The sequence below is a fragment of the Pseudomonas sp. 9AZ genome, from assembly GCF_902506525.1.
Classification (GTDB): domain Bacteria; phylum Pseudomonadota; class Gammaproteobacteria; order Pseudomonadales; family Pseudomonadaceae; genus Aquipseudomonas; species Aquipseudomonas peli.
On sequence record NZ_LR733840.1, the window covers coordinates 3,624,584 to 3,645,562 of the forward strand.

The following is a 20,979-nucleotide window of genomic DNA, read 5'->3' on the forward strand; positions in this document are numbered from 1 at the left end:
TCAATTTTCCTGCTTTGCCCTTATAATCTCGCCCCGATTATAAGGACGCCTCCTGTTCGGGCCTTGCCGTATCGCTGATGCTCCATTGCACCAGCTCCGCCCCAGAGAGTCGCCCACTTCGCGCTGCCTTCCGGCTGCCGCTTACTCCCACGTATAACGCCTGCAATCGCTGCATGGCCGTTCTATGTCGTTGAAAAGCGTGCCCAGCAGACGTGTTTTGAGGTTCACGACTCCAAAAGAGCGTGGAAAGAACGGTTTGGAAAACTTCACAAGAGTGTGGCGAAAATGAACGATCTCGCGGTTGGCATCTGCTTCCAGAAGCCTGCTTCCCTCAACCCTGAGCGTCTCGCCGACTGCTGATTGGCTGTGTGCATACATAAGCTGACGAACGTCTATTGAGTGCTGGTTTGCGGAGAAGTGGTAATGGCGCAAAACGATTACGAAACAATGGATGTGGTGCTGGTAGGTGCCGGCATCATGAGTGCGACCTTGGCCGTACTGCTCAAAGAGCTCGACCCGGCGATCAAGCTGGAAGTGCTCGAAATGATGGAATCGGGGGCAATCGAAAGCTCCAACCCCTGGAACAACGCAGGCACCGGCCACGCCGGCTTGTGTGAGTTGAACTACACGCCGGAGTCGGCAGACGGTTCGATCGACATCAAGAAGTCGGTAACCATCAATACTCAGTTCGAAGAGTCCAAGCAGTTCTGGGCCTACTTGGTCGAGAAAGGCCGCTTTGGTTCGCCCAAATCGTTCATCAATCCAGTGCCACACCTGAGCTTCGTTCGCGGCCAGAAAGGTATCGATTACCTGAAGAAGCGCTTCCAGGCGTTGACCGTGCACCATGCCTTTGCGGACATGGAATACACCGAAGACAAAGCCACCCTGGCGGAGTGGATGCCGCTGATGATGCCGGGCCGCGACCCGAACGAGCCAATTGCAGCCACTCGCGTCATGGCGGGCACCGACGTCAACTTCGGCAACCTGACCACGCACCTGCTCGCGCACCTTGGCCAGCAAGCTGATGCCAAGGTTTCCTGCAACCAAAAAGTGGTTGGCCTGAAGCGCAGCGGCCAAGGCTGGCGGGTCAGCGTCAAGGACCTGCAAAGCGGCAACAACCGCGAGATCCAGGCTAAATTCGTCTTCCTCGGCGCTGGTGGCGCGGCGCTGCCGCTGCTGCAGATGTCTGGCATCCCGGAAGGCAAAGGCTTCGGCGGCTTCCCGGTCAGCGGCCAGTGGCTGCGTTGCGACAACCCGGACGTGGTCAAACAGCATCAGGCCAAGGTCTATAGCCAGGCAGCCGTGGGCTCGCCACCGATGTCAGTGCCTCACCTGGACACCCGCGTTGTAGACGGTAAAACCTCGCTGCTGTTCGGACCCTATGCCGGCTTCACCACCAAGTTCCTCAAGCGCGGTTCGTTCCTTGATCTGCCGCTGTCGATTCGCTTTAACAACATCGGCCCAATGTTGGCCGTGGCGCGCGACAACTTCGACCTGACCCGCTACCTGGTCAAGGAAGTGCTGCAATCCGAAGCCCTGCGCCTGGAAACCCTGCGCGGCTTCTATCCACTGGCCAAGGCCGAGGACTGGAGCCTGGAAATCGCCGGTCAACGCGTGCAGATCATCAAAAAGGATGCGAAGAACGGTGGCATCCTGCAGTTCGGGACCGAACTGGTCGCGGCCGAAGACGGCTCCATTGCCGCCCTGCTCGGTGCATCGCCGGGTGCCTCGGTCACCGTGTCGATCATGCTTGATCTGATCCAGCGCTGCTTCGGCACGCAGGTCAAATCAGAGCAGTGGCGCAGCAAGCTGAACGAGATCTTCCCAGCCATGGGCGCAGTGCTCGCCAGCGATGCCGAGCGCTACCGCGAAGTGCAATCGCGCTCCGACGCGTTGCTGCAGTTGGAACAAACCGTCAGCGCCTAAACCGTACTGCAATAAAAAACCGCCTCTCGGGGCGGTTTTTTATTGCCTTTCATTCGCTGAAGGCCGTTTCAGGCTAATCGCCTATTTAAGCGGATGCGGGCATCGGCCGGAAACTGAAGTAATGCCGCAAGGCATCAACCATCTCGACGTAATCACCTGGGGGCGCGACCAGGGCGAAACCCGAGTCATAACTGCCGGGGGTTACATCCTCTCGGGACCATTGGCAGGTGGCCGAAAAGTCGATGTAGTGCGGGGCATCGTGCCCAGGAATTTTCAGACGCATATCAAAACGCGCGCCCACTAACAGGGGTAGCTGACTGATTAACATCAACCCGTCCAATGAGACATTACCGATATAGCCCATGGGCTTGTCGGTGATGCGATTGAATACCTTCAAGTAGTAGGGCAGTTGATGGCGTTCGATGCTGCGCTGAATATGCTTTTGCATAGTGGCAAATCGCTATTGATGGCCATTGAGTATGGCCCCACTACTGCGCTTAAACCAGTTTCAGGAACAGCGTTCAGACACCCGACTCTGGAGTTGCTGACGGGCGGTATCAACCTGCTCATCGCTGTAATAGCTGCGCTGACCATCCGCCTCGGTGCGGTAATAGCTTCGCCCCTCAGGGATCGAGGCCAGTTTTTTGCGCAGCTCGTGACATTCCTCGGCGCGTTTGGCCTGTTTTTCCGCAGCCACAGCCGAAACCTGCGCCTGCTCGTCGCGGCGTGCATCGTAAAAACGATTGGTACGCTCTTCGCGCTCACGGGTCAGCTGATCGCGTTCGACCACCTGCGGTTTGACTTCGACCTTTTCGGCTCCAGCCGCCGCTGGACGCTGACCGAAGTGCACCTGGCCATTGGCGTCGGTCCAGCGATAGATTTCCGCAGCCGCCAACCCCGGCAATAGCAACAGGCACAACAAGACGCGCATGGATTCCCTCCCTAAGAACCTGTTCACGATCTAGCGAGCTAGAGCCATACAAGACAAAAACAGGCGAGGAAGCGGAGTTTACTCGCTGTAAATGAGCATTCCGAGCCTGTTTTTAACGCAGTAGGGCCGACGCGCAGCAGACCGTGAGCAGGTTATAAAACCTCAGCTTACTGCCGAGTAGAGCCTTCTATGGCCTGTGACGACCAGCGGTCAGGGCTTGACCGGGGTGACCTTGACCGCCGCACCAGCGCCTTCATGCCCCAGCTCGCGCAGAGTATCCATGCGTGCACGGGCGCGATAGGCGTACTCGCTGGCCGGGTAGTTGGTGACGATGAACTGATAGGTCTGCATCGCATCAACGAACAGCGCCTGACGTTCCAGGCACTGGCCGCGCAGCAGGGAGATTTCCGGCTGCATGTAACGCCGCGAACGGCTGTTGCGCTCGGCCTTGGACAGCGACAGGATCGCTGCTTCGCACTCGCCACGGTCATAGGCCTCATAGGCACTATTGAGGTGGTGATCAAACGAGTAACGGTTGCACCCCGCTACACCCAGCACCAGCAGAACAATAAACACTAAGCGCATAAGCCTCTCCTCCGATGAGCAGTGTATCGACTGCCCAGGAAAATTCTGCAGCAACATATCCTCTGATGGGTAATGCCGCCAGCCACTTGGCCACCGCCCGCTCGCCTGACTAGACTGGCGCGCAACGGCCATTGCGCCCAGGAGCTGTCATGTCGTCGTCACCTCGCCTGTTAGTGCTGCTGTGTACCGCTCTGTTGAGCGCCTGCTCGCCCACCACACCGCTGTTTATTGCGCAGATCACCACCAACGAAGTGGTCGAATACAAAACCCTGAAGAACAACCGCATGCTCGCAGCCATTGAGGATGAAGGCGACCTGCTGACCTACAGTGCCCAGGCCATCCGCGACGCCAAAAGCGAACAAGCCGAGCAGCTGTACCTCACCGGTTACCGTGACGAGAAGCTCAGCGATGAGGTGCGTGCCATCTCGCTGTACCAGATCGGCCTGCTCTATATGAACCGTTTCAACGACCAGCGCGACGACAATAAAGCGCTCAACTACTTCTATCAGGTGCTTAACCAGTTCCCATCCAGCCGCGCCGCCGAACGGGCCGAGGCGCGGATTGTGATGATCCGCGAGCGCGCAGACGAGCCCGTACACAAGACCTCGCGCGAACTGCTGGCGCACTGGAAGCCCAATCAGCAACTGGACCTGTACAAGCCCAGCCTCGATACCGACATGACCCTGCTGTCGCGCCGCGCCGTACTGAAAAACCGCGTCAGTGAAGCTGAAGAGCTGTACCTGCTGGCATTGAGCGACCCCGGCATCCCTGCAGACATCAAGGAAAAAGCCCTGTACCAACTCGGCTTGATGTACCTGGCACCAGACAACCCGCAGGCCAGCCGCGACAAGGCCATCACCTACCTGCGTCGTCTACTGGTGCAATTCCCCAATAGCGACCTAAACACCAAGGCCGCCCGTCATCTGGATCAGGCACTTAATCGCTAGTAGGTGAGCCAAGGTAGTACAGAGGAACAATGACTACAGGGTTGCGGCATAGTAGCCTCATGCGCAGCTGCCACTCAGGAGTCTGTGCATGACCTTTCGCCGCACCAAAATCGTCGCCACCCTCGGCCCCGCTAGCAACAGTCCAGAGGTGCTTGAACAACTGATCATCGCGGGCCTGGATGTCGCCCGCCTGAACTTCTCCCACGGTTCGCCCGATGAGCACAAAGCCCGCGCCAAGCTGGTGCGCGAATTGGCTGCCAAACACGGCCGTCACGTAGCGCTACTGGGTGATCTGCAAGGCCCAAAAATTCGTATCGCCAAATTCGCCAACAAGCGCATTGAGCTCAAGCTGGGCGACCGCTTCACCTTCTCCACCAGCCATCCGCTGACTGCTGGTACGCAAGACATCGTCGGCATCGACTACCCGGACCTGGTCAAGGATTGCGGCGTCGGCGACGAGCTGCTGCTCGACGACGGCCGCGTAGTCATGCGCGTGATGGAAGCCACCGCAGATGCCCTGCACTGTGAAGTGATCATTGGCGGCCCGCTGTCCGACCACAAAGGCATCAACCGCCGTGGCGGCGGCCTGACTGCGCCGGCGCTGACCGAAAAAGACAAGACAGACATCAAACTGGCTGCTGAGATGGAGCTGGATTACCTGGCCGTGTCCTTCCCGCGCGATGCAGACGACATGCATTACGCGCGCAAGCTGCGCGACGAAGCCGGCGGCACCGCCTGGCTGGTGGCGAAGATCGAGCGCGCCGAAGCGGTAGCCGACGACGAAACCCTCGACGGCCTGATCCGCGCCAGTGACGCGGTGATGGTTGCCCGTGGCGACCTGGGTGTGGAAATCGGCGATGCCGAGCTGTGCGGCATCCAGAAGAAAATCATCCTGCACGCACGTCGCCACAACAAGGCAGTGATCACCGCGACGCAGATGATGGAGTCGATGATCCAGAATCCGATGCCGACCCGCGCGGAAGTCTCCGACGTGGCCAACGCCGTGCTCGACTACACCGACGCTGTGATGCTCTCGGCGGAAAGCGCCGCCGGGGCCTACCCGCTGGAAGCGGTGCAGGCCATGGCACGTATCTGTCTGGGCGCGGAAAAGCATCCGACCAGCAAAAAATCCAGCCACCGCATGGGCACCGAGTTCGAGCGCTGCGACGAAAGCATTGCCCTGGCGGCCATGTACACGGCCAACCACTTCCCTGGTGTGAAGGCGATCATCGCGCTGACCGAGAGTGGCTACACCCCGCTGATCATGTCGCGCATCCGCTCCTCGGTGCCGATCTTCGCCTTCTCCCCGCACCGCGAAACCCAGGCCCGCGCGGCCATGTTCCGCGGCGTCTACACCGTGCCGTTCGATCCAGCCGCCTTGCAACCTGCGGAAGTCAGCCAGGCCGCAGTAGATGAGCTGCTCAAGCGCGGCGTGGTCCAGACTGGTGATTGGGTAATCCTGACCAAGGGCGACAGTTACCACACCATCGGCGGCACCAACACCATGAAGCTGCTGCATGTGGGTGAAGCACTCGTTTAACTGCTTCGCAGCAACGCAAAAGGCCGCTCAATCGAGCGGCCTTTTTGTTTGCCTCAGGGCATCAGGCGAACTTGCTGAAGTCGGGCGTGCGCCGCTGCATAAAGGCCGTCAGCGCCTCGATGGCTTCCGGCGAGCGCAGACGCTGGCCGAACAATGCGCCCTCCTCCTCGATAACCCGGCGCAGTTGCTCGCGATTCGGTGCACGCATCAGGCGTTTGCTGTCCGCCACTGCAGCCGGTGCCAATTGCTGGAAGCGCAGGGCCATTTCGCGGGCCTTGGCCAGAGTTGCCGCGCCGCTATCCAGCGCCTGATTGGCGATGCCCCAGGTTGCGGCCTGCTCACCGGTAAAACTCTGCCCAAGCAGCAACAGTTCTGCAGCGCGGGCGTGGCCGAGCAAGCGCGGCAGGATCAGGCTGGAACCGTATTCGGGACACAGGCCCAGGTTGACGAAAGGCATCTTCAGCGTGGCATCACGGCTGACATACACCAGGTCGCAGTGCAGCAGCATGGTGGTGCCGATGCCCACTGCCGGGCCGTTGACGGCGGCCACCACTGGCTTGCTGAACTCGAACAGCGCCTGCATAAACTGGAACACTTCGCTGTTCAACCCGGTGGGCGGCGCCTTGATAAAGTCGGCGACATCATTGCCGCTGGTAAAGCAGCTGTCGCCACCGGTGATCAGCACGGCGCGCACGCTTTTATCCTGATCGGCCTGCACCAGTACTTCGGCCATGCCGCTGTACATGGCACGGGTCAGGGCATTCTTCTTGTCGGGGCGGAGCATGCGCAGGGTCAGCAACCCTTGCTCACGCTCAACCAGCAGGTGCTCGCTCATCATCAATCCTCACGGCAGGCCACCCGCGAGCTGAGAACCTGAACGGCTAGCGCGCGTGGGGCAAAAAGACGTCAGCGAACACCTGGTTACGCGGTAAACCCGCCAGATACAGGCGGCGCGCAAAGGTTTCGACGCTGTCGGGGTGGCCGCAGAGTAAGGCGATGGTTTGCCGTGAAACAAGGCGCAGTTCGGCCAAAGCAGCCGTCAACTCGGCCGTGGTGAGCAACTCGACCTGCACCTGCGAATGGCTGGTAGCCAACGCCAGCAAGGGCTCAGCCAGATAATGTGCGGCTGCATCATGGGCCAGGTGAATAACCCGAATGGCGCCCTGATGCTCCTGACGTATTGCCTCACGCAGCACCCCATAGAGCGGCGCCAAGCCGGTGCCAGAGGCCATCAGCCACAGCGGGCGGGCTTGCCAGTCCGGGTCATAATGCAGCGCCGCACCGCGCAATTCGCCCAGACGCAGGTTGCCACCCGGCTGAAACGCCCGCGCTGCCGTGGCAAAGGCACCGCCGTGTCGACAGTCAATATGAAACTCCAGCCAAGGATCATCGCCCGGCACGCTGGCCAGCGAATAAGGTCGGGCTATGCCGTCCTCAGTCCAGAGTTGCAGGTGCTGGCCGGCGCTGTAGCGCAGCGGCCGCTGTGGGGTCAGGCGCAGACGCAGCACATCACTGCTGAGCCAATCGCAACTGTGAATAACGGCTGGAGCAGCATCACGCAGCGGGTCGAACACCTCGACCTGCACATCCTCGACTACCCGGCACTGACAAGCCAGGCGCCAGCCCTGCTCACGCCGCGCATCGTCCAGAGCTTCCGGTTTGCCATCCAGCAGCTCACCGCCCACGCAACGTACCAAGCAGGCATGACAACTGCCGGCGCGGCAGCTGTAGGGCACGGCAATGCCGGCAGCCAGCAGGCTGTCCAGCAGGTTACTGGCGGGAGCGACATCAAGGCAGCGATCAGCGGCCCGTAACTCAGGCATCCACATCCTCCCAGGTCGCCGCGCAACGGTTACGGCCGTCACGCTTGGCCTGGTACAGCGCCTGATCGGCACGTTGCAGGGCTTCGTCGAGATCATCGTGCACGGTCAGCAGGGTCATGCCGATGGACACGCTCAGGCTGGCCACTTTCACGCCCAGCGGCTCGGCGCGGCTGAAAGCCTCACGCAGGCGCTCGCAGCAGGCGGTGAACTGATCGGCTTCGGTATTGGGTAACAACAACACAAACTCCTCACCGCCGTAGCGGGCGACCACATCACCATCGCGCAGGCAGGCGCGGGCGACAGCGGCGAACGTCTGCAAAACCCGGTCCCCGGCAGCGTGACCATGGATATCGTTGATCCGCTTGAAATGATCCAGATCGAGCAGCGCCAGACCATGCTGACGCCCATGATGTAGCCCTTCCAGTTCACGACTGGCAAGACGCAGGAAGTGCCGGCGATTACACAGGCCGGTCAACTCGTCCGTGGCGGCCAGGTCTTCCAGTTGACGCATCATGCCACGCAGCGTGTCCTGATGCGCCTGCAGGGCAAAACGCCGTTGGCGCATGCGCTGACGCATAGCTTGGGCGTAACTGGCAAACAGACACAGCCACACCAGCACCACGGCCAGCACACACGCCTGCATAAAGGCCGCACGCGGCTCATTCAACTGCAGGGTATAGGCTTCATACAGGTTGAGGCCGGCAAAGCCGAAGAAGGCAAACAGCGCGCAACGAGCGAAGACCCGCGGCGGCAACTGAAATACGCCGAATAGCATGATCAGCAGGTAAATCACCAGCATGCTGCCGCGCCCTTCGCTGAACAGTGACAGCAGCACCGTCAGCCAGGCCAACGCCACCAGCACCTGCGGTTCAGTCAGGCTGGGGTCGGACAATCGCAGGTTGAAATGGGACAGAAACAGCACGAGGAACACCAGCTGGCTAGCGGCGGCCAAGGCAGTGATGGTCAGCGCGGTAAGAGGCGAGGCATGAAACAGCCCAGCGAATACAGCAGCCCAGCACAGCAGCCCAGTCATTGCATAGGTCGCCACTGCCATGCCGAAACGCTTCAGCAGCAGGCTTTGCAGTGATCGCTGGGTTACCCGCTGGCTACTTAGGCTCATGGGTTTATGGGCTCCGTCCCATGCTGGCATCTAGCCGCCACTCTACCCCTGTGATCACAGAATGCCTAGGCCGCTGCCGCGTCATTAGTCGGCTCAAATAGCCGACCAGCGACCATGGTCTGGGCCGGCACAGGTGTCCGCCTGGCGGTGTGCGCGGTATACTGCCGCGCCTTTTTATCTTGTGCTTTGGCTATGCCCTTTGACCTTGATAGCACTGCGCAGGGCCGTGACCCTGCGCTGTTCGAAGTTCCTGCCCTACTCCTCCCCTACAAAAAGGAGCGCCAAGCATGACCGTGATCAAGCAAGACGACCTGATCCAGAGCGTCGCCGACGCCCTGCAATTCATCTCCTATTACCATCCCGTGGATTTTATCCAGGCCATGCATGAGGCCTACCTGCGCGAAGAGTCCCCCGCCGCGCGCGACTCCATGGCGCAGATCCTGATCAACTCGCGCATGTGCGCCACCGGTCATCGGCCGATCTGCCAGGACACCGGCATCGTCACCGTATTTATCCGCGTCGGCATGGACGTGCGCTGGACCGGCGCCACCATGAGCGTCGACGACATGATCAACGAAGGCGTGCGCCGCGCTTACAACCTGCCGGAAAACGTCCTGCGTGCCTCGATCCTCGCCGACCCAGCCGGCGCACGTAAGAACACCAAAGACAACACCCCGGCCGTCATCCACTACTCCATCGTCCCTGGCGACAAGGTGGAAGTGGATGTCGCTGCCAAAGGCGGCGGCTCCGAGAACAAATCGAAGATGGCCATGCTCAACCCGTCCGACTCGATCGTCGACTGGGTACTCAAGACCGTCCCGGAAATGGGCGCCGGCTGGTGCCCGCCGGGCATGCTCGGCATTGGCATCGGCGGCACCGCCGAGAAGGCTGCGGTAATGGCCAAGGAAGTGCTGATGGAGCACATCGACATCCATGAGCTGAAAGCCCGCGGCCCGCAGAACAAGATCGAGGAAATGCGCCTCGAACTGTTCGAAAAAGTTAACCAGCTGGGCATCGGTGCCCAGGGCCTCGGCGGCCTGACCACCGTGCTCGACGTGAAGATCATGGATTATCCAACCCACGCCGCCAGCCTGCCGGTGTGCATGATCCCCAACTGCGCCGCCACCCGCCACGCCCACTTCGTGCTCGACGGCAATGGCCCGGCTGAACTGGAAGCGCCGGATCTCTCCGCCTACCCGGAAATCGTCTGGGAAGCCGGCCCGAGCGCGCGCCGCGTTGATCTGGATACCCTGACCCCAGAAGACGTGCAGAGCTGGAAACCGGGCGAAACCGTACTGCTCAACGGCAAGATGCTCACCGGCCGCGACGCGGCGCACAAGCGCATGGTCGACATGCTGAACAAGGGCGAAGAGCTGCCGGTCGATCTGAAAGGCCGCTTTATCTATTACGTCGGCCCGGTTGATCCGGTACGCGAAGAAGTCGTCGGCCCAGCTGGCCCGACCACCGCCACGCGGATGGACAAGTTCACCCGGCAGATCCTCGAAAGCACTGGCCTGCTGGGCATGATAGGCAAGTCCGAGCGCGGCCCGATTGCCATCGAAGCGATCAAGGACAACAAGGCCGTGTACCTAATGGCCGTTGGCGGCGCTGCTTATCTGGTCGCCCAGGCGATCAAGAAGTCGCGCGTGGTGGCCTTCGCCGAACTGGGTATGGAAGCCATCTACGAGTTCGACGTGAAAGACATGCCAGTCACCGTGGCGGTCGACACCAAGGGCGAGTCGGTGCATATCACAGGACCTGCGATCTGGAACAAAAAGATCCACGACAACCTGGCCGTCGAGATCAAGTAAGCCCTGCGGCAAAAACAACAAACCCGGCCATGTGCCGGGTTTGTTGTTTTTAGCACTCGCGAACGCAGCGTCAGATTGAGCGGCCAGCCAGGCTGTGAACTACCCGGCAAGCTAGGCAGAAATACCAACCATCCATCCCGTAACCCGTCGCTGGGTGAACTCCCCGCGCTCGCTAAGTGTCTGTCTGCTGTCGGCCCGCCGAGCGGATTGCATGGCAATTTGCCCAGCGAGCAGCTGCATAGCGCCACTCCATCCCGATCGTCTAACTGCTCATGGCAATGCGCCTGGCCGGCCTTTATCGCACCCGCCTGAGGGTTTCGTTCAATCGCCATGTGAAGATTGCCCCATGTCCCTATCTCGCCATCTCCCATCCATTTTTAGCCCTTTGCACAACCTCGCCTTCGCTACCTGCCTGTTGGCAGGCGTGAGCGCTCAAGCCGAAGAAAATGCCAGCAGCAACCGCTGGGTCAGCGACAGCCTGAACACTTATGTACGCAGCGGCCCAACCGATGGCTACCGGATCGTCGGCACCCTGGTTTCCGGGCAAAAGGTCACCCTGCTGCAAACCTCCGGCGATTACAGCCAGGTGCGTGGCGAAAACGGCAACGCCGTATGGATCGCCAACCGCGACCTGCAGGACCTCCCTGGCCAGGCCGAGCGCCTGCCGCAGCTGGAACAGCAAGTGGCGCAACTGAGCAGCGAACTTGAAGGCATCAACGACACCTGGAAAACCCGCGTGCAGGGCATGCAGGAAACCCTGGATTCACGCAAAACCCTGATCGACGAACTGCAAACCGCGCGCTCAGCGCTGGACAGTGAGCTAAGCCAGACCAACTCCGAACTGCGCGCGCTGCAAGCGCAACTGGGTGAGGAAAACCAGCAAGTGCTGATGCGCTATATGGCCTACGGCGGCGGCATCGCCGGCGCTGGGCTACTCGCAGGACTGGTTCTGCCGACCATGCTGCGCGTAAGGCGTAAGCGCAATGATCAGTGGGTTTGAGGTGTTGAAATACAGCGAACCTAATAGATAATCTCATACAATAGAAAAATACAGGCATCTGGCGTTCGAAGTAATGCCAGCACTACTGCAACCATAATAATCCCGGCTTGCGCCGGGATTATTAATTTTAGAAACCCGAAAATTTAAATGACAGAACCCACTTAACCCAGAGCAATCACTGATTAGCAAAAACTAAAACCTGGAAACTAACTGACCGCAAAATTTTAGCAAGAGCAACATCAACCAGACTTACCTTTTGAAAGCTCCAGAACCTTCTTGAGATCTTCAAGATTTATCTTTTCGAGCAATTGATGCATTGGCAACTTTTCAACATGCTTACCATCAAGAGTTATGGAAGCATTGAAGGAGATAGCCTCAATAGCTTTTGCTATCAATTCTCTCTGCAACTCATCTGCATCAACCTGAAGCTCCTGAAGCTGCTTTTTATAACTTTCATAAGAAGAAGCAAAAGCTTCCTTGTGAGCGTACTCTTGCTGAAGTCTTTCATACTGACTACGGCGAGTCGCCGAAAATATTGCGATCCAAACCACAGGTATTACAATTGGAGACCGCGCAAGAAGTGTGCGAAGCATTTCCTCCCAACTCATCACCTCCACAAATTTAATATGAAACGGCGAGATAGTTACGCTATCTAAGACCAATGCCAACCCACCGAGAAACAAGGCCAGCATTGAGGCATAAAAAGCTTGCGTGTACTGAGCAATAGGTCTTTTAAAATGTTCTTTTAGTGACTTGTAGGCTGATGCAAGACCTGCGCTCGTGGCTCCAGGCAACAAAGACTCTATGCTCGTAAACAAGGCTTCTTGACGTATTTTCTGCTCGGTCTCATGCCTATCAAGCTGCTCAAGACGAACGTCGAGTTCTTGCTTCAACCCCCCATCTTGTATTTCATCGTCATCCGCCATCGGACGACCGAAAATTCGCTCGTAAAAACTTTCTAGCTCTTTGTGCTTTGATGTGGATGAAGCAAGCAATTCATTAAGCGAGTCTCGCAGCTGATAAATATCGCTTGCATAGCCCGTAACTTTCTCGGATGTAGATTCAGGGCCTTGGAGAAGCTTCTGATGTAAAGTTTCCACTTCTTTATGGTCACTCTCGACACTAGAAACCATCTGTTTTATGTAAGCATCGGCTGAGTCGTTCCCGTCAACACCTACAAATAAATACTCATCGAACTGCTTTACGCGCTGCTCGATAACTTCAATTTCTTGCTGCTTCCCGATTATTTTATCTACGGCACCCGCAAGTTCCTTCTGAATTTTTGAAGTTCGTTTTTGGAAGGAATCCACATACGCTGATATTTGATTCGAGAAAGCCTGAACAGCAGCGCCGTATGCTTCCAAAGCCTGCTCAGGTGAAACCATGTATGGGCGCACGTACGTCAAAATATTGTCAGCATGCTCGTTAGCTTGAACAAGATGCGCCGCATTTCGGTTTGATTCGTACGCTCTAACTTGTTGTAAACATGCGTCGGCTTGATTATGACAATTAGCCCAAACTTTCTTAGGTGTAAGTTCAATATCGGCATTCGTAATTATGCTATCGACAAATGTAAGAACCTTTTTCAGCCTTGCCAACTCTTCTACAGTTGTCGATACCGTTTGATCATCGACGTCTAACGGCGCAACTACCTCAAGTAACTCTGGCCATATGGTCTTAAAGGGGTGCTGATCAAACTCGTGAATCCATCTCGTCATTTGACTCTCCTTCAAATTAAGGCCACATCTTACACAGCTCGTAGGGTGGGTTAAGCACAGCGATCACCATCATTCGATCCGTACCGACTCAGGCAACGCATCAATCATCCCGCGTCAGCACTTCCAGCAGTTCAATCTCAAAGATCAAATTGGAATGCGGTTTGATATGCGCGCCGAACTGGCGCTCGCCGTAGCCCAGGTGCGACGGTACGAAGAGTTTGCGTTTACCACCGACTTTCATGCCCATCAGGCCCTGGTCCCAGCCCTTGATCACCCGGCCGGTGCCAATCACACACTGGAAGGCTTTGCCGCGATCATAGGAAGAGTCGAACGTACTGCCATCTTCGAGAAACCCGTGGTACTGGGTGGTGATCAGCGCACCTTTGACCACTTCCCTGCCGTCACCCAGTTGAATATCTTCGATCACCAATTCGTTGCTCATCATGCACCTCGTCTAACAGGCCTGCTCACGGCCAAGTTTGCAGAAAATCACTCGCCAGCCGGTTCCAGCACCGCCAGCAACTCGGATAGCCGCGCCTCCAGTTGCGCCAGCTCGGTGGCGGCGATCGGCGCCAGCAGTCGCGCTTCATTCGCCACATGCGCGGTTACCGCGCGGTCGATCAGCTCCAGTCCGGCCGGGGTCAGCTGCACCAGCATGCTGCGCGCGTCGCTGGGGTTGGCTATACGACTGACCCAGCCTGCGGCTTCCAGTTGCTGCAGCTGCCGGGTCATGGTGCCGGAGGTGACCATCAGGGTCGAGAACAGCGTCGTCGGGGCCAGGCGGTAGGGTTCGCCGGAACGGCGCAAGGTGGCCAGCACGTCGAATTCCCAGGCGGTCAGGCCAAAGCTGCTGAACAGTTTGTCCAGTTCACGCCGCAACAGCGCCGCGCAGCGCCCCAGCCGACCGATAACGCCCATCGGGCTGACATCCAGGTCCGGCCGCTCGCGGTGCCACTGCTGAAGAATTGCATCGACCGCATCCATCTGTCGCTGGACTGCCATTGGCTTACCTCTGGAAATTTATCTTGAACTCAAGACAAGTTGCTAATAGCCTCGCATTTTATCTTGAATGCGAGACAAATGCATGGGCCGCTCAGCATCGCGTAGCACCTGGATGGATGTGTTGATCACCGCTCTGGCACCTGCCATCTGGGGTTCGACCTATATCGTCACCACCGAGATTCTGCCGCCGGACCGGCCGTTTACCGCCGCGCTGCTGCGCGCCCTGCCCGCCGGTCTGTTGTTGGTGCTGTACAGCCGCTACCTACCCCGGCGCAGCGAGTGGCCACGCCTGCTGGTGCTGGCAGCGCTGAATATCGGCTTCTTTCAGGCGCTGCTGTTTGTCGCCGCGTACCGCTTGCCGGGCGGCTTGGCGGCGGTGGTTGGGGCGATTCAACCGCTACTGGTGATGGGTCTGGTGTGGTCGATGGATCAGCAGAGGCCGGCCTCTGTGGCGGTTGCTGCCAGTGTGGTGGGTATCGCCGGGATGGCTGCATTGCTGCTGGCACCGGGGGCGAGTTGGGACCCGATCGGGATTGTCGCCGCCTTTGTCGGCACCGCCTGTATGGCCAGCGGCACTTACCTGACACGACGCTGGCGGCCGACTGTGCCGCTGCTGGCGTTTACCGGCTGGCAGTTGCTGATTGGCGGTTTGCTCCTGCTGCCGGTGGCTTGGCTGATCGACCCACCGCTGCCGCAGCTAAGCCCGTTGCAGTGGCTGGGCTACGCCTATCTGTCGTTGTTCGGCGCGCTGCTGGCCTATGTGCTGTGGTTTCGCGGTATCGCCCGGCTAGCGCCTGTGGCGGTGTCGTCCCTGGGCCTGCTTAGCCCGCTGGTGGCGGTGCTGCTGGGCTGGGCATTGCTCGGGCAGAGCATCACCGGTGTGGCGCTGCTGGGGCTGATCGCGGTACTGGGCAGCATCCTGGCGGTGCAATGGGCCGCAGCGGCCAAGCCAGAAGTTACCGTGCCCCATGTTAAAGTCGCGCGCTGCACAACCCCGACGGCCCAAGGCGACAACTAGCGATTATGCAAACCCCGGCATTTACTGGCGAACTGGAAGACTGGAACACCCTGAACAGCAGCATCGGCTTCCCCGAGCTGCTGATCGGCAATGGCGCGAGCCTGGCGGTATGGCGCAAGTTCGCCTACTTCTCGCTGTTCGATGAAGCGCAGACCACCCGCAATCGCCCGCTTAGCGCGACCGAGCTCAGCGTGTTCCGCGCCCTGGACACCAGCAATTTCGAGCAGGTGCTCAGCGCGCTGAAGAACAGCATCCGGGTGAATGCCGCGCTGACCATCAACTCCTCGTCGCCGCGCCATCGCTACTTCGCCATCAAGGAAGCGCTGATCCACGCCGTGCGCGCGGTGCATATTCCCTGGAGCCAGATGCAGGCTGCCAGCCTGGCGCGGATCAACAGCGCGCTTAGCCAATATCAGACGGTCTATTCCGGAAATTACGACCTGCTCAACTACTGGGCCGTGATGCAGGCCCCTGAAGCGTTTGAAGATATGTTCAGGGGCGCAGATTCAACCTTCGCCCCCGGCGACTGCCAGCGCCAGGGCAACGCCACGCGCATGCTCTACCTGCACGGCGGCATGCACCTGGTGAAGAACATCGATGGCAGCACGCGCATTCTCAATTCATCGGAAAGCACCTTGCTGGCCAGTTTCGCCATCAACCAGCTCGGCGATATCCCGCTGTTCGTCAACGAAGGCAGCAGCGCGGACAAGCTCAAGGCCATCCGCAGTTCTGACTACCTGTCGTTCTGCTACAGCCAGCTGGCGCAGCCCAAGGACAAGCTGTGCATCTTTGGCCACAGCCTGGCCGCGCAGGACCAGCACCTGATCCAGGCTTTGCAGCAGGCCGGGCTGAAAACCTTGGCGATCTCGATCTACCCGCACAACCCGCTGTTTATCACGCAGCAGAAGCAGCACTACGCGAGCCTGTTCGCCGAGCAGCAGGTGGAGCTGCGCTTCTTCGATGCGCTCAGCCACCCGCTGGGTGACCCTGCGCTGCGCATCCCCACTGGCGTTTAACCCTGGATCGAACGCACCAGACTTAGCTCAGCCGGCACACGGCGCTGGCTGAGGTAGCGGGTGCAACTGACGCGCAGGAACGAGGCGAAATTCACCACCTCACCGCGGTAGTCCATCACCTCGTCATACAGCTTGGTAATCAGCTGATTGGTGGTCATGCCGTCGACTTCGGCGATTTCGCGCAGGATGTCCCAGAACTGGTTTTCCAGGCGCAGGGTGGTGACCACGCCACGGATGCGCAGCGAACGGGCGCGGGACTCGTAGAGAATCGGATCGGCTTTGACATACAGCTCGCACATGGCGGCTCACCTCCCTGAATATTGGGGCCTGACTGGCCCCAACAGTTTATAGCGTGATCTGCGTGCCGAGCAGGCCGAGGAATGCCGCCAGCCAGTTGGGATGCGCCGGCCAGGCCGGAGCGGTGACCAGATTACCCTGCACATGGGCCTGGTCCACGGCGATATCGATATAGCGCCCGCCCGCCAGGGTTACTTCCGGTCCGCATGCCGGGTAGGCGCTGCATTCACGACCCTTTAGCACGCCAGCAGCGGCGAGTAATTGCGCGCCATGACAGACCGCCGCAATCGGCTTGCCGGCCTTGTCGAAGGCCTGCACCAGCGCCAGCACCTGAGCGTTCAGGCGCAGGTACTCCGGGGCGCGGCCACCGGGAATCAACAGGGCATCGTAGTTTTCGGCTTTGACCTGGGCGAAGTCGAAGTTAAGGGCGAAGTTATGCCCAGGCTTCTCGCTGTAGGTCTGTTCACCTTCAAAATCGTGGATGGCAGTGCGCACGCTCTGCCCGGCGGTCTTGTCCGGGCACACCGCGTGCACCTGGTGACCGACCATCAGCAGTGCCTGAAACGGCACCATCACTTCGTAGTCTTCGACGTAGTCGCCGACCAGCATCAGAATCTTCTTCGCTGCCATGTGCCTGCTCCCTTTCTGGGTTGAGAAGCACAGAGTGTTATCCCGATCAGCCAGACGCGGGTAATAACCCGGTACTACAGGGCAGATGGCGGATAGACGGTCAGCGGAAAATGAAGAAAGGCGCGTATGGCTGGGCTTCAGCAAGAAGCCCAGCGCGGTGGCTGGATTATTCCAGCACCTCTTCATCACGCAGCAGCACATAGGTGCAGCCGGTGTCGTCTTCCAGATAATCGTGCACATAGAACATCACGACTTCCCCCAGCCCCGGCTGGGCGGCTACATAGTCACCGATGTCCACGGTGAAATGGCTGTTTGAGCCCGGTTTGGCTTCACACTCGATGCGTGCATTGACGAACAGCTCAGGCGCGCTTTCGCCGAAATAGTCCTCACGCTCCGCTGCATCCCAATCGGCAGGCGCCTCAAACGGGCCGCAGAACAGCACCTTGGCATCACCCAGATCCACTTCCTCGGCTTCCTGGTCCTGATCATCGGCGCGGTAGACGGTGCAGTCCTGCGCGTCAGGGTTTTCCAGGATGGCCAGACGGGCCGCCAGTTGTTGCTCAGTATCCATAGGGGGCATAACTATCTCCGAGCGTTTGGCGATTAAGGTCAGGGCTGATCAACTTACCGTCATTCGGCAAGTCAGGCTTTGCAGGCTATGAGCTGTGGTGGCTGCAACGCAAGCAATGAAATGCCTGCGACCGTCTCACGGCTGAATATTGTGTGACTTAATTTAGCGTTAAGACTGGCGGCAGACACTCACACCCAAGTTCTCAGATGAGGTTCCGGTTATGGAGCTGCCTTGGGTGTATCACAACACTGCACTTGCACAGATCGGCCGCGAACAGCCGCTCAGCCTTTTCCTGGCCAACGCCGACAGCCCGCGCCGAGCAGGAATTGAGGCGTTTATTGGCGAGCGCTTTGCCGCTCAACATCAGGCGCGCATCCGTCACTTCATGCCCTGTCTGCTCAGCCTGGAAGACAGCAGCGGTCAGTTGCTCGGTGCGGTGGGCCTGCGCAGCGCCGCCAGTGGGCCGCTGTTTCTGGAACGCTACCTTGAGCACCCAGCGGAGCAGGTTATTGCCGCACGCCAGGTGGCCCATGCACCGCAGCGGGCGCAACTGGTCGAGGTCGGCAACCTGGCGGCGGGCAGCCCAGGCGCCGCGCGCTTACTGATCGTGGCACTGACCGACCTGCTGGTGGCGCTGGGTTATCGCTGGGTGACCTTTACCGGCACCCTGGCCCTGCTCAACAGTTTTCAGCGCCTGGGCCTAACGCCCGTACCGCTGGGCCCGGCCAATCCGGATTGCGTGGGCGATGAGCTGGCGGACTGGGGCAGCTACTACGACAACCAACCGCACGTGATGGCTGGCGACATCTACGCCGGCCATCAGCGTTTGCTGCAGTTGGGCGCTTACCCACGCCTGGCCCATCAAGCCTTTTATGCCCTGGAGGACATGCCTGATGTGGCCTGCCGCTGAATCCCTGTTTAACCGCCTGGCCGCCTTTGGCGAGGCGATTGCCTTGCGCGAAGGTGAGCAACAGTTGAGCTACGCCCAGCTGCTGAGCGAGGTCGGACAGCGCAGCGTATACCTGCAGCACCTCGGCGCCCGACGTGTCGCCCTGGCGCTGGATAACGGAATCGACTGGGTGCTCTGGGACCTGGCCACTCTGCATGCAGGGCTGGTCTGCGTGCCACTGCCGGGTTTCTTTTCCAGCGGCCAGCAGGTGCATGTCCTCGATAGCGCAGGCATTGACTGCTTGATCGGTCCGGCCAGCCCGCTTTTCAGCGCACTGGGTTTCAACGCAAGCGCAGCTGCGAGTGCAAAAACCGCTACCACCACTGTGCTGCAACGCCCACGGTCGCAGGTCAGCGCGTTGCCGGTCGGCACCTGCAAAATCACCTACACCTCCGGCACCACCGGACAACCCAAAGGTGTATGCCTGGATATCGCCACGCAACTGGCGGTGGCGCAGAGCCTGGTGCAGGCCAGCGCCAGCTGCGCGGTCGAACGCCACCTGTGCGTCCTGCCGCTGGCCACCCTGCTGGAGAACATTGCCGGGGTCTATGCCCCTCTGCTGGCCGGCGCACGGATTGAATTGATGCCGATGGCGCAGATCGGTCTCCTCGGTGCCAGCCAGTTCGATCTGCCGCGCTTTCTCGGCGCCCTGGCTCAGGCGCAGCCCAATAGCCTGATCCTGCTGCCGCAACTGCTGCTGGCGCTGGTCAGCGCCGGCGAAAATCGCCTACCCCTGCCGAGCAGCCTGCGTTTTATCGCCGTCGGCGGTGGCCGCGTCGCCAGCCAATTGCTGCAACGTGCCGACGCCCTGGGGCTGCCGGTGTTCGAAGGCTACGGCCTGTCCGAGTGCGCCTCAGTGGTGTGCCTGAACACCCCGGAAAACCGCCGTATCGGCACCGTCGGCCAACCGTTGCCACACCTGCAGGTACGCCTGGCTACAGACGGCGAGGTGATGGTCCAAGGTCCACGCCTACTTGGTTACCTGGGCGAACCATGCCCTGACGAGGAGTGGCTGGGCACCGGTGATCTGGGCCATTTCGACGGGCCATTCCTGGTGCTGCACGGGCGCAAGAAACACCAGTTCATCACCGCCTTTGGCCGCAACGTCAACCCGGAGTGGGTCGAGGCCGAGTTAGTCCAGCAACTGCCAATCGCCCAGGCCTGGCTGCATGGCGAAGCACTGCCCGGCAACGTTGCCGTGCTGGTGCCGCGCTTCCCGAATACCCCTGACAGCCAATTGGCCGAAGCCGTGGCGACGGCCAACCAAGCCCTGCCCGACTACGCCCGCGTGCACCACTGGCTGCGCGCCGAACAACCTTTCAGCAGTGCCAATGCGCTGGCCACCAGCAATGGCCGCCTGCGGCGTACAGCCCTGCTTAACCACTACCAGCACGCCATCGAGCAATTGATGGCCACCGAATCCTGCTATGGAGATGCCTGATGAGCTTCTACGAATCCCTGCTTGAACACACCAGCGCTGAACGCAATTACCTGCTCAGTGCGCCGATCATTGCCCAGGCCATGGCTGGCACCGTCAGCCTGAACAGCTACGTGGCCTTCCTCACCGAGGCCTATCACCACGTTAAACACACCGTGCCCTTGCTGATGGCCTGCGGCGCGCGTTTGCCAGAACGGCTGGAGTGGTTGCGCGAAGCTATCGGCGAATACATCGAGGAAGAAACGGGCCACCAGGAATGGGTGCTCAACGACATCGCCGTGTGTGGTGCAGACAAAGAAGCGGTGCGCCACGGCACGCCCAAGCTGCCGACCGAACTGATGGTCAGCTACGTCTACGACCGCATCGCGCGGCACAACCCGGTGAGTTTCTTCGGCATGGTCAATGTGCTGGAAGGTACCAGCATTGCCTTGGCTACCCAGGTGGCCGGAGTCATTCAGGACAAGCTGCAACTGCCGAACAAGGCCTTCAGCTACCTGAGTTCCCACGGCAGCCTGGACCTGGAACACATCGAATTCTTCAAAAAACTGATGAATCAGCTCGACAACGACGACGACAAAGCTGCCGTGGTGCACACCGCCAAAGTGGTCTATCGCCTCTACGGCGATATGTTCCGTAGCTTGCCGCTGAGCGCCTGAG

At 59.6% G+C, this 20,979-nt stretch carries 22 protein-coding genes; 10 read left to right on the forward strand and 12 right to left on the reverse strand.

All coding sequences use genetic code 11. From position 1 onward, the window contains the following. Window positions 1-423: 423 nt before the first annotated feature. Window positions 424-1,926 (forward strand): malate dehydrogenase (quinone), encoded by a 1,503-nt coding sequence (gene mqo, locus ALTER154_RS16970; protein WP_160088744.1) that lies wholly within the window; start codon window positions 424-426, stop codon window positions 1,924-1,926. 85 nt (window positions 1,927-2,011) lie between these two features. Here mqo and ALTER154_RS16975 read toward each other — a convergent pair whose 3' ends face one another. The 3 genes from ALTER154_RS16975 to ALTER154_RS16985 form a co-directional block, all read right to left on the reverse strand. Further along, entirely contained in the window at window positions 2,012-2,374 is a 363-nt protein-coding gene (locus tag ALTER154_RS16975; protein WP_090255242.1) for a PilZ domain-containing protein, read from the reverse strand. Window positions 2,375-2,434: 60 nt separating this feature from the next. Continuing rightward, window positions 2,435-2,857, reverse strand: coding sequence for a DUF4124 domain-containing protein (locus ALTER154_RS16980; RefSeq protein ID WP_160088746.1), 423 nt, complete (start codon window positions 2,855-2,857; stop codon window positions 2,435-2,437). A 210-nt stretch (window positions 2,858-3,067) separates the two neighbouring features. Further along, window positions 3,068-3,442, reverse strand: a complete 375-nt coding sequence (locus ALTER154_RS16985) for a tetratricopeptide repeat protein (RefSeq protein ID WP_160088748.1) — start codon at window positions 3,440-3,442, stop codon at window positions 3,068-3,070. Window positions 3,443-3,591: 149 nt separating this feature from the next. Here ALTER154_RS16985 and ALTER154_RS16990 point away from each other — a divergent pair, with 149 nt between their 5' ends. After that, complete coding sequence (locus tag ALTER154_RS16990; protein ID WP_160088750.1) at window positions 3,592-4,389, forward strand: tetratricopeptide repeat protein; 798 nt, start codon at window positions 3,592-3,594, stop codon at window positions 4,387-4,389. Between the two features lie 88 nt (window positions 4,390-4,477). Next, on the forward strand, window positions 4,478-5,929 hold the full coding sequence (gene pyk, locus ALTER154_RS16995; protein ID WP_160088752.1) for a pyruvate kinase: 1,452 nt from the start codon (window positions 4,478-4,480) through the stop codon (window positions 5,927-5,929). A 61-nt stretch (window positions 5,930-5,990) separates the two neighbouring features. Here pyk and ALTER154_RS17000 read toward each other — a convergent pair whose 3' ends face one another. From ALTER154_RS17000 to ALTER154_RS17010, 3 genes are read right to left on the reverse strand one after another with little or no spacing between them, the layout of a single operon-like run. Next, window positions 5,991-6,764 carry an enoyl-CoA hydratase gene (locus ALTER154_RS17000; RefSeq protein ID WP_160088754.1) on the reverse strand — a complete coding sequence of 258 codons (774 nt, stop codon included), beginning with the start codon at window positions 6,762-6,764 and terminating at the stop codon, window positions 5,991-5,993. 46 nt (window positions 6,765-6,810) lie between these two features. Further along, window positions 6,811-7,752, reverse strand: a complete 942-nt coding sequence (locus tag ALTER154_RS17005; protein ID WP_160088756.1) for an iron-sulfur-binding ferredoxin reductase — start codon at window positions 7,750-7,752, stop codon at window positions 6,811-6,813. Further along, on the reverse strand, window positions 7,745-8,872 hold the full coding sequence (locus tag ALTER154_RS17010; protein WP_160088758.1) for a diguanylate cyclase: 1,128 nt from the start codon (window positions 8,870-8,872) through the stop codon (window positions 7,745-7,747). The genes ALTER154_RS17005 and ALTER154_RS17010 overlap by 8 nt, the downstream gene beginning before the upstream one ends. Before the next feature lie 287 nt (window positions 8,873-9,159). Here ALTER154_RS17010 and ALTER154_RS17015 point away from each other — a divergent pair, with 287 nt between their 5' ends. Continuing rightward, entirely contained in the window at window positions 9,160-10,683 is a 1,524-nt protein-coding gene (locus tag ALTER154_RS17015; RefSeq protein WP_160088760.1) for a fumarate hydratase, read from the forward strand. 346 nt (window positions 10,684-11,029) lie between these two features. Next, window positions 11,030-11,683: a TIGR04211 family SH3 domain-containing protein gene (locus tag ALTER154_RS17020; RefSeq protein WP_160088762.1), complete on the forward strand. Its 654-nt coding sequence runs from the start codon at window positions 11,030-11,032 to the stop codon at window positions 11,681-11,683. A 239-nt stretch (window positions 11,684-11,922) separates the two neighbouring features. Here the strand turns inward: ALTER154_RS17020 and ALTER154_RS17025 are convergent, their stop codons facing one another. From ALTER154_RS17025 to ALTER154_RS17035, 3 genes are all read right to left on the reverse strand, one after another. Continuing rightward, on the reverse strand, window positions 11,923-13,401 hold the full coding sequence (locus ALTER154_RS17025; protein ID WP_160088764.1) for a hypothetical protein: 1,479 nt from the start codon (window positions 13,399-13,401) through the stop codon (window positions 11,923-11,925). Between the two features lie 100 nt (window positions 13,402-13,501). After that, complete coding sequence (locus ALTER154_RS17030; protein WP_160088766.1) at window positions 13,502-13,843, reverse strand: FKBP-type peptidyl-prolyl cis-trans isomerase; 342 nt, start codon at window positions 13,841-13,843, stop codon at window positions 13,502-13,504. 47 nt (window positions 13,844-13,890) lie between these two features. Continuing rightward, the gene (locus ALTER154_RS17035) at window positions 13,891-14,403 is read right to left on the reverse strand and encodes a MarR family winged helix-turn-helix transcriptional regulator (RefSeq protein ID WP_160088768.1); all 513 of its coding nucleotides are present in this window, start codon (window positions 14,401-14,403) and stop codon (window positions 13,891-13,893) included. Between the two features lie 82 nt (window positions 14,404-14,485). Here ALTER154_RS17035 and ALTER154_RS17040 point away from each other — a divergent pair, with 82 nt between their 5' ends. Both ALTER154_RS17040 and ALTER154_RS17045 read left to right on the forward strand, forming a co-directional pair. Further along, window positions 14,486-15,421, forward strand: coding sequence for a DMT family transporter (locus tag ALTER154_RS17040; protein ID WP_160088770.1), 936 nt, complete (start codon window positions 14,486-14,488; stop codon window positions 15,419-15,421). Window positions 15,422-15,426: 5 nt separating this feature from the next. Next, window positions 15,427-16,437, forward strand: a complete 1,011-nt coding sequence (locus ALTER154_RS17045; protein ID WP_160088772.1) for a DUF4917 family protein — start codon at window positions 15,427-15,429, stop codon at window positions 16,435-16,437. Here ALTER154_RS17045 and ALTER154_RS17050 read toward each other — a convergent pair. From ALTER154_RS17050 to ALTER154_RS17060, 3 genes are all read right to left on the reverse strand, one after another. Next, window positions 16,434-16,736, reverse strand: coding sequence for a ribbon-helix-helix domain-containing protein (locus ALTER154_RS17050; protein ID WP_160088774.1), 303 nt, complete (start codon window positions 16,734-16,736; stop codon window positions 16,434-16,436). The two genes, ALTER154_RS17045 and ALTER154_RS17050, sit on opposite strands and share 4 nt — an antisense overlap. Window positions 16,737-16,782: 46 nt before the next feature. Next, window positions 16,783-17,364, reverse strand: coding sequence for a DJ-1/PfpI family protein (locus ALTER154_RS17055; RefSeq protein ID WP_160088776.1), 582 nt, complete (start codon window positions 17,362-17,364; stop codon window positions 16,783-16,785). Window positions 17,365-17,530: 166 nt separating this feature from the next. Next, window positions 17,531-17,944 carry a hypothetical protein gene (locus ALTER154_RS17060; protein ID WP_160088778.1) on the reverse strand — a complete coding sequence of 138 codons (414 nt, stop codon included), beginning with the start codon at window positions 17,942-17,944 and terminating at the stop codon, window positions 17,531-17,533. Window positions 17,945-18,155: 211 nt separating this feature from the next. Here ALTER154_RS17060 and ALTER154_RS17065 point away from each other — a divergent pair, with 211 nt between their 5' ends. From ALTER154_RS17065 to ALTER154_RS17075, 3 genes are read left to right on the forward strand one after another with little or no spacing between them, the layout of a single operon-like run. Beyond that, complete coding sequence (locus tag ALTER154_RS17065; RefSeq protein WP_160088780.1) at window positions 18,156-18,845, forward strand: thermostable hemolysin; 690 nt, start codon at window positions 18,156-18,158, stop codon at window positions 18,843-18,845. Further along, a complete protein-coding gene (locus ALTER154_RS17070) occupies window positions 18,829-20,325 on the forward strand; it encodes an AMP-binding protein (RefSeq protein ID WP_160088782.1) in 1,497 nt (498 codons plus the stop codon). The genes ALTER154_RS17065 and ALTER154_RS17070 overlap by 17 nt, the downstream gene beginning before the upstream one ends. Beyond that, the gene (locus ALTER154_RS17075; protein WP_090255284.1) at window positions 20,325-20,978 is read left to right on the forward strand and encodes a TenA family transcriptional regulator; all 654 of its coding nucleotides are present in this window, start codon (window positions 20,325-20,327) and stop codon (window positions 20,976-20,978) included. Before ALTER154_RS17070 ends, ALTER154_RS17075 begins: the two co-directional genes overlap by 1 nt. The last annotated feature ends 1 nt before the right edge of the window (window position 20,979 follow it).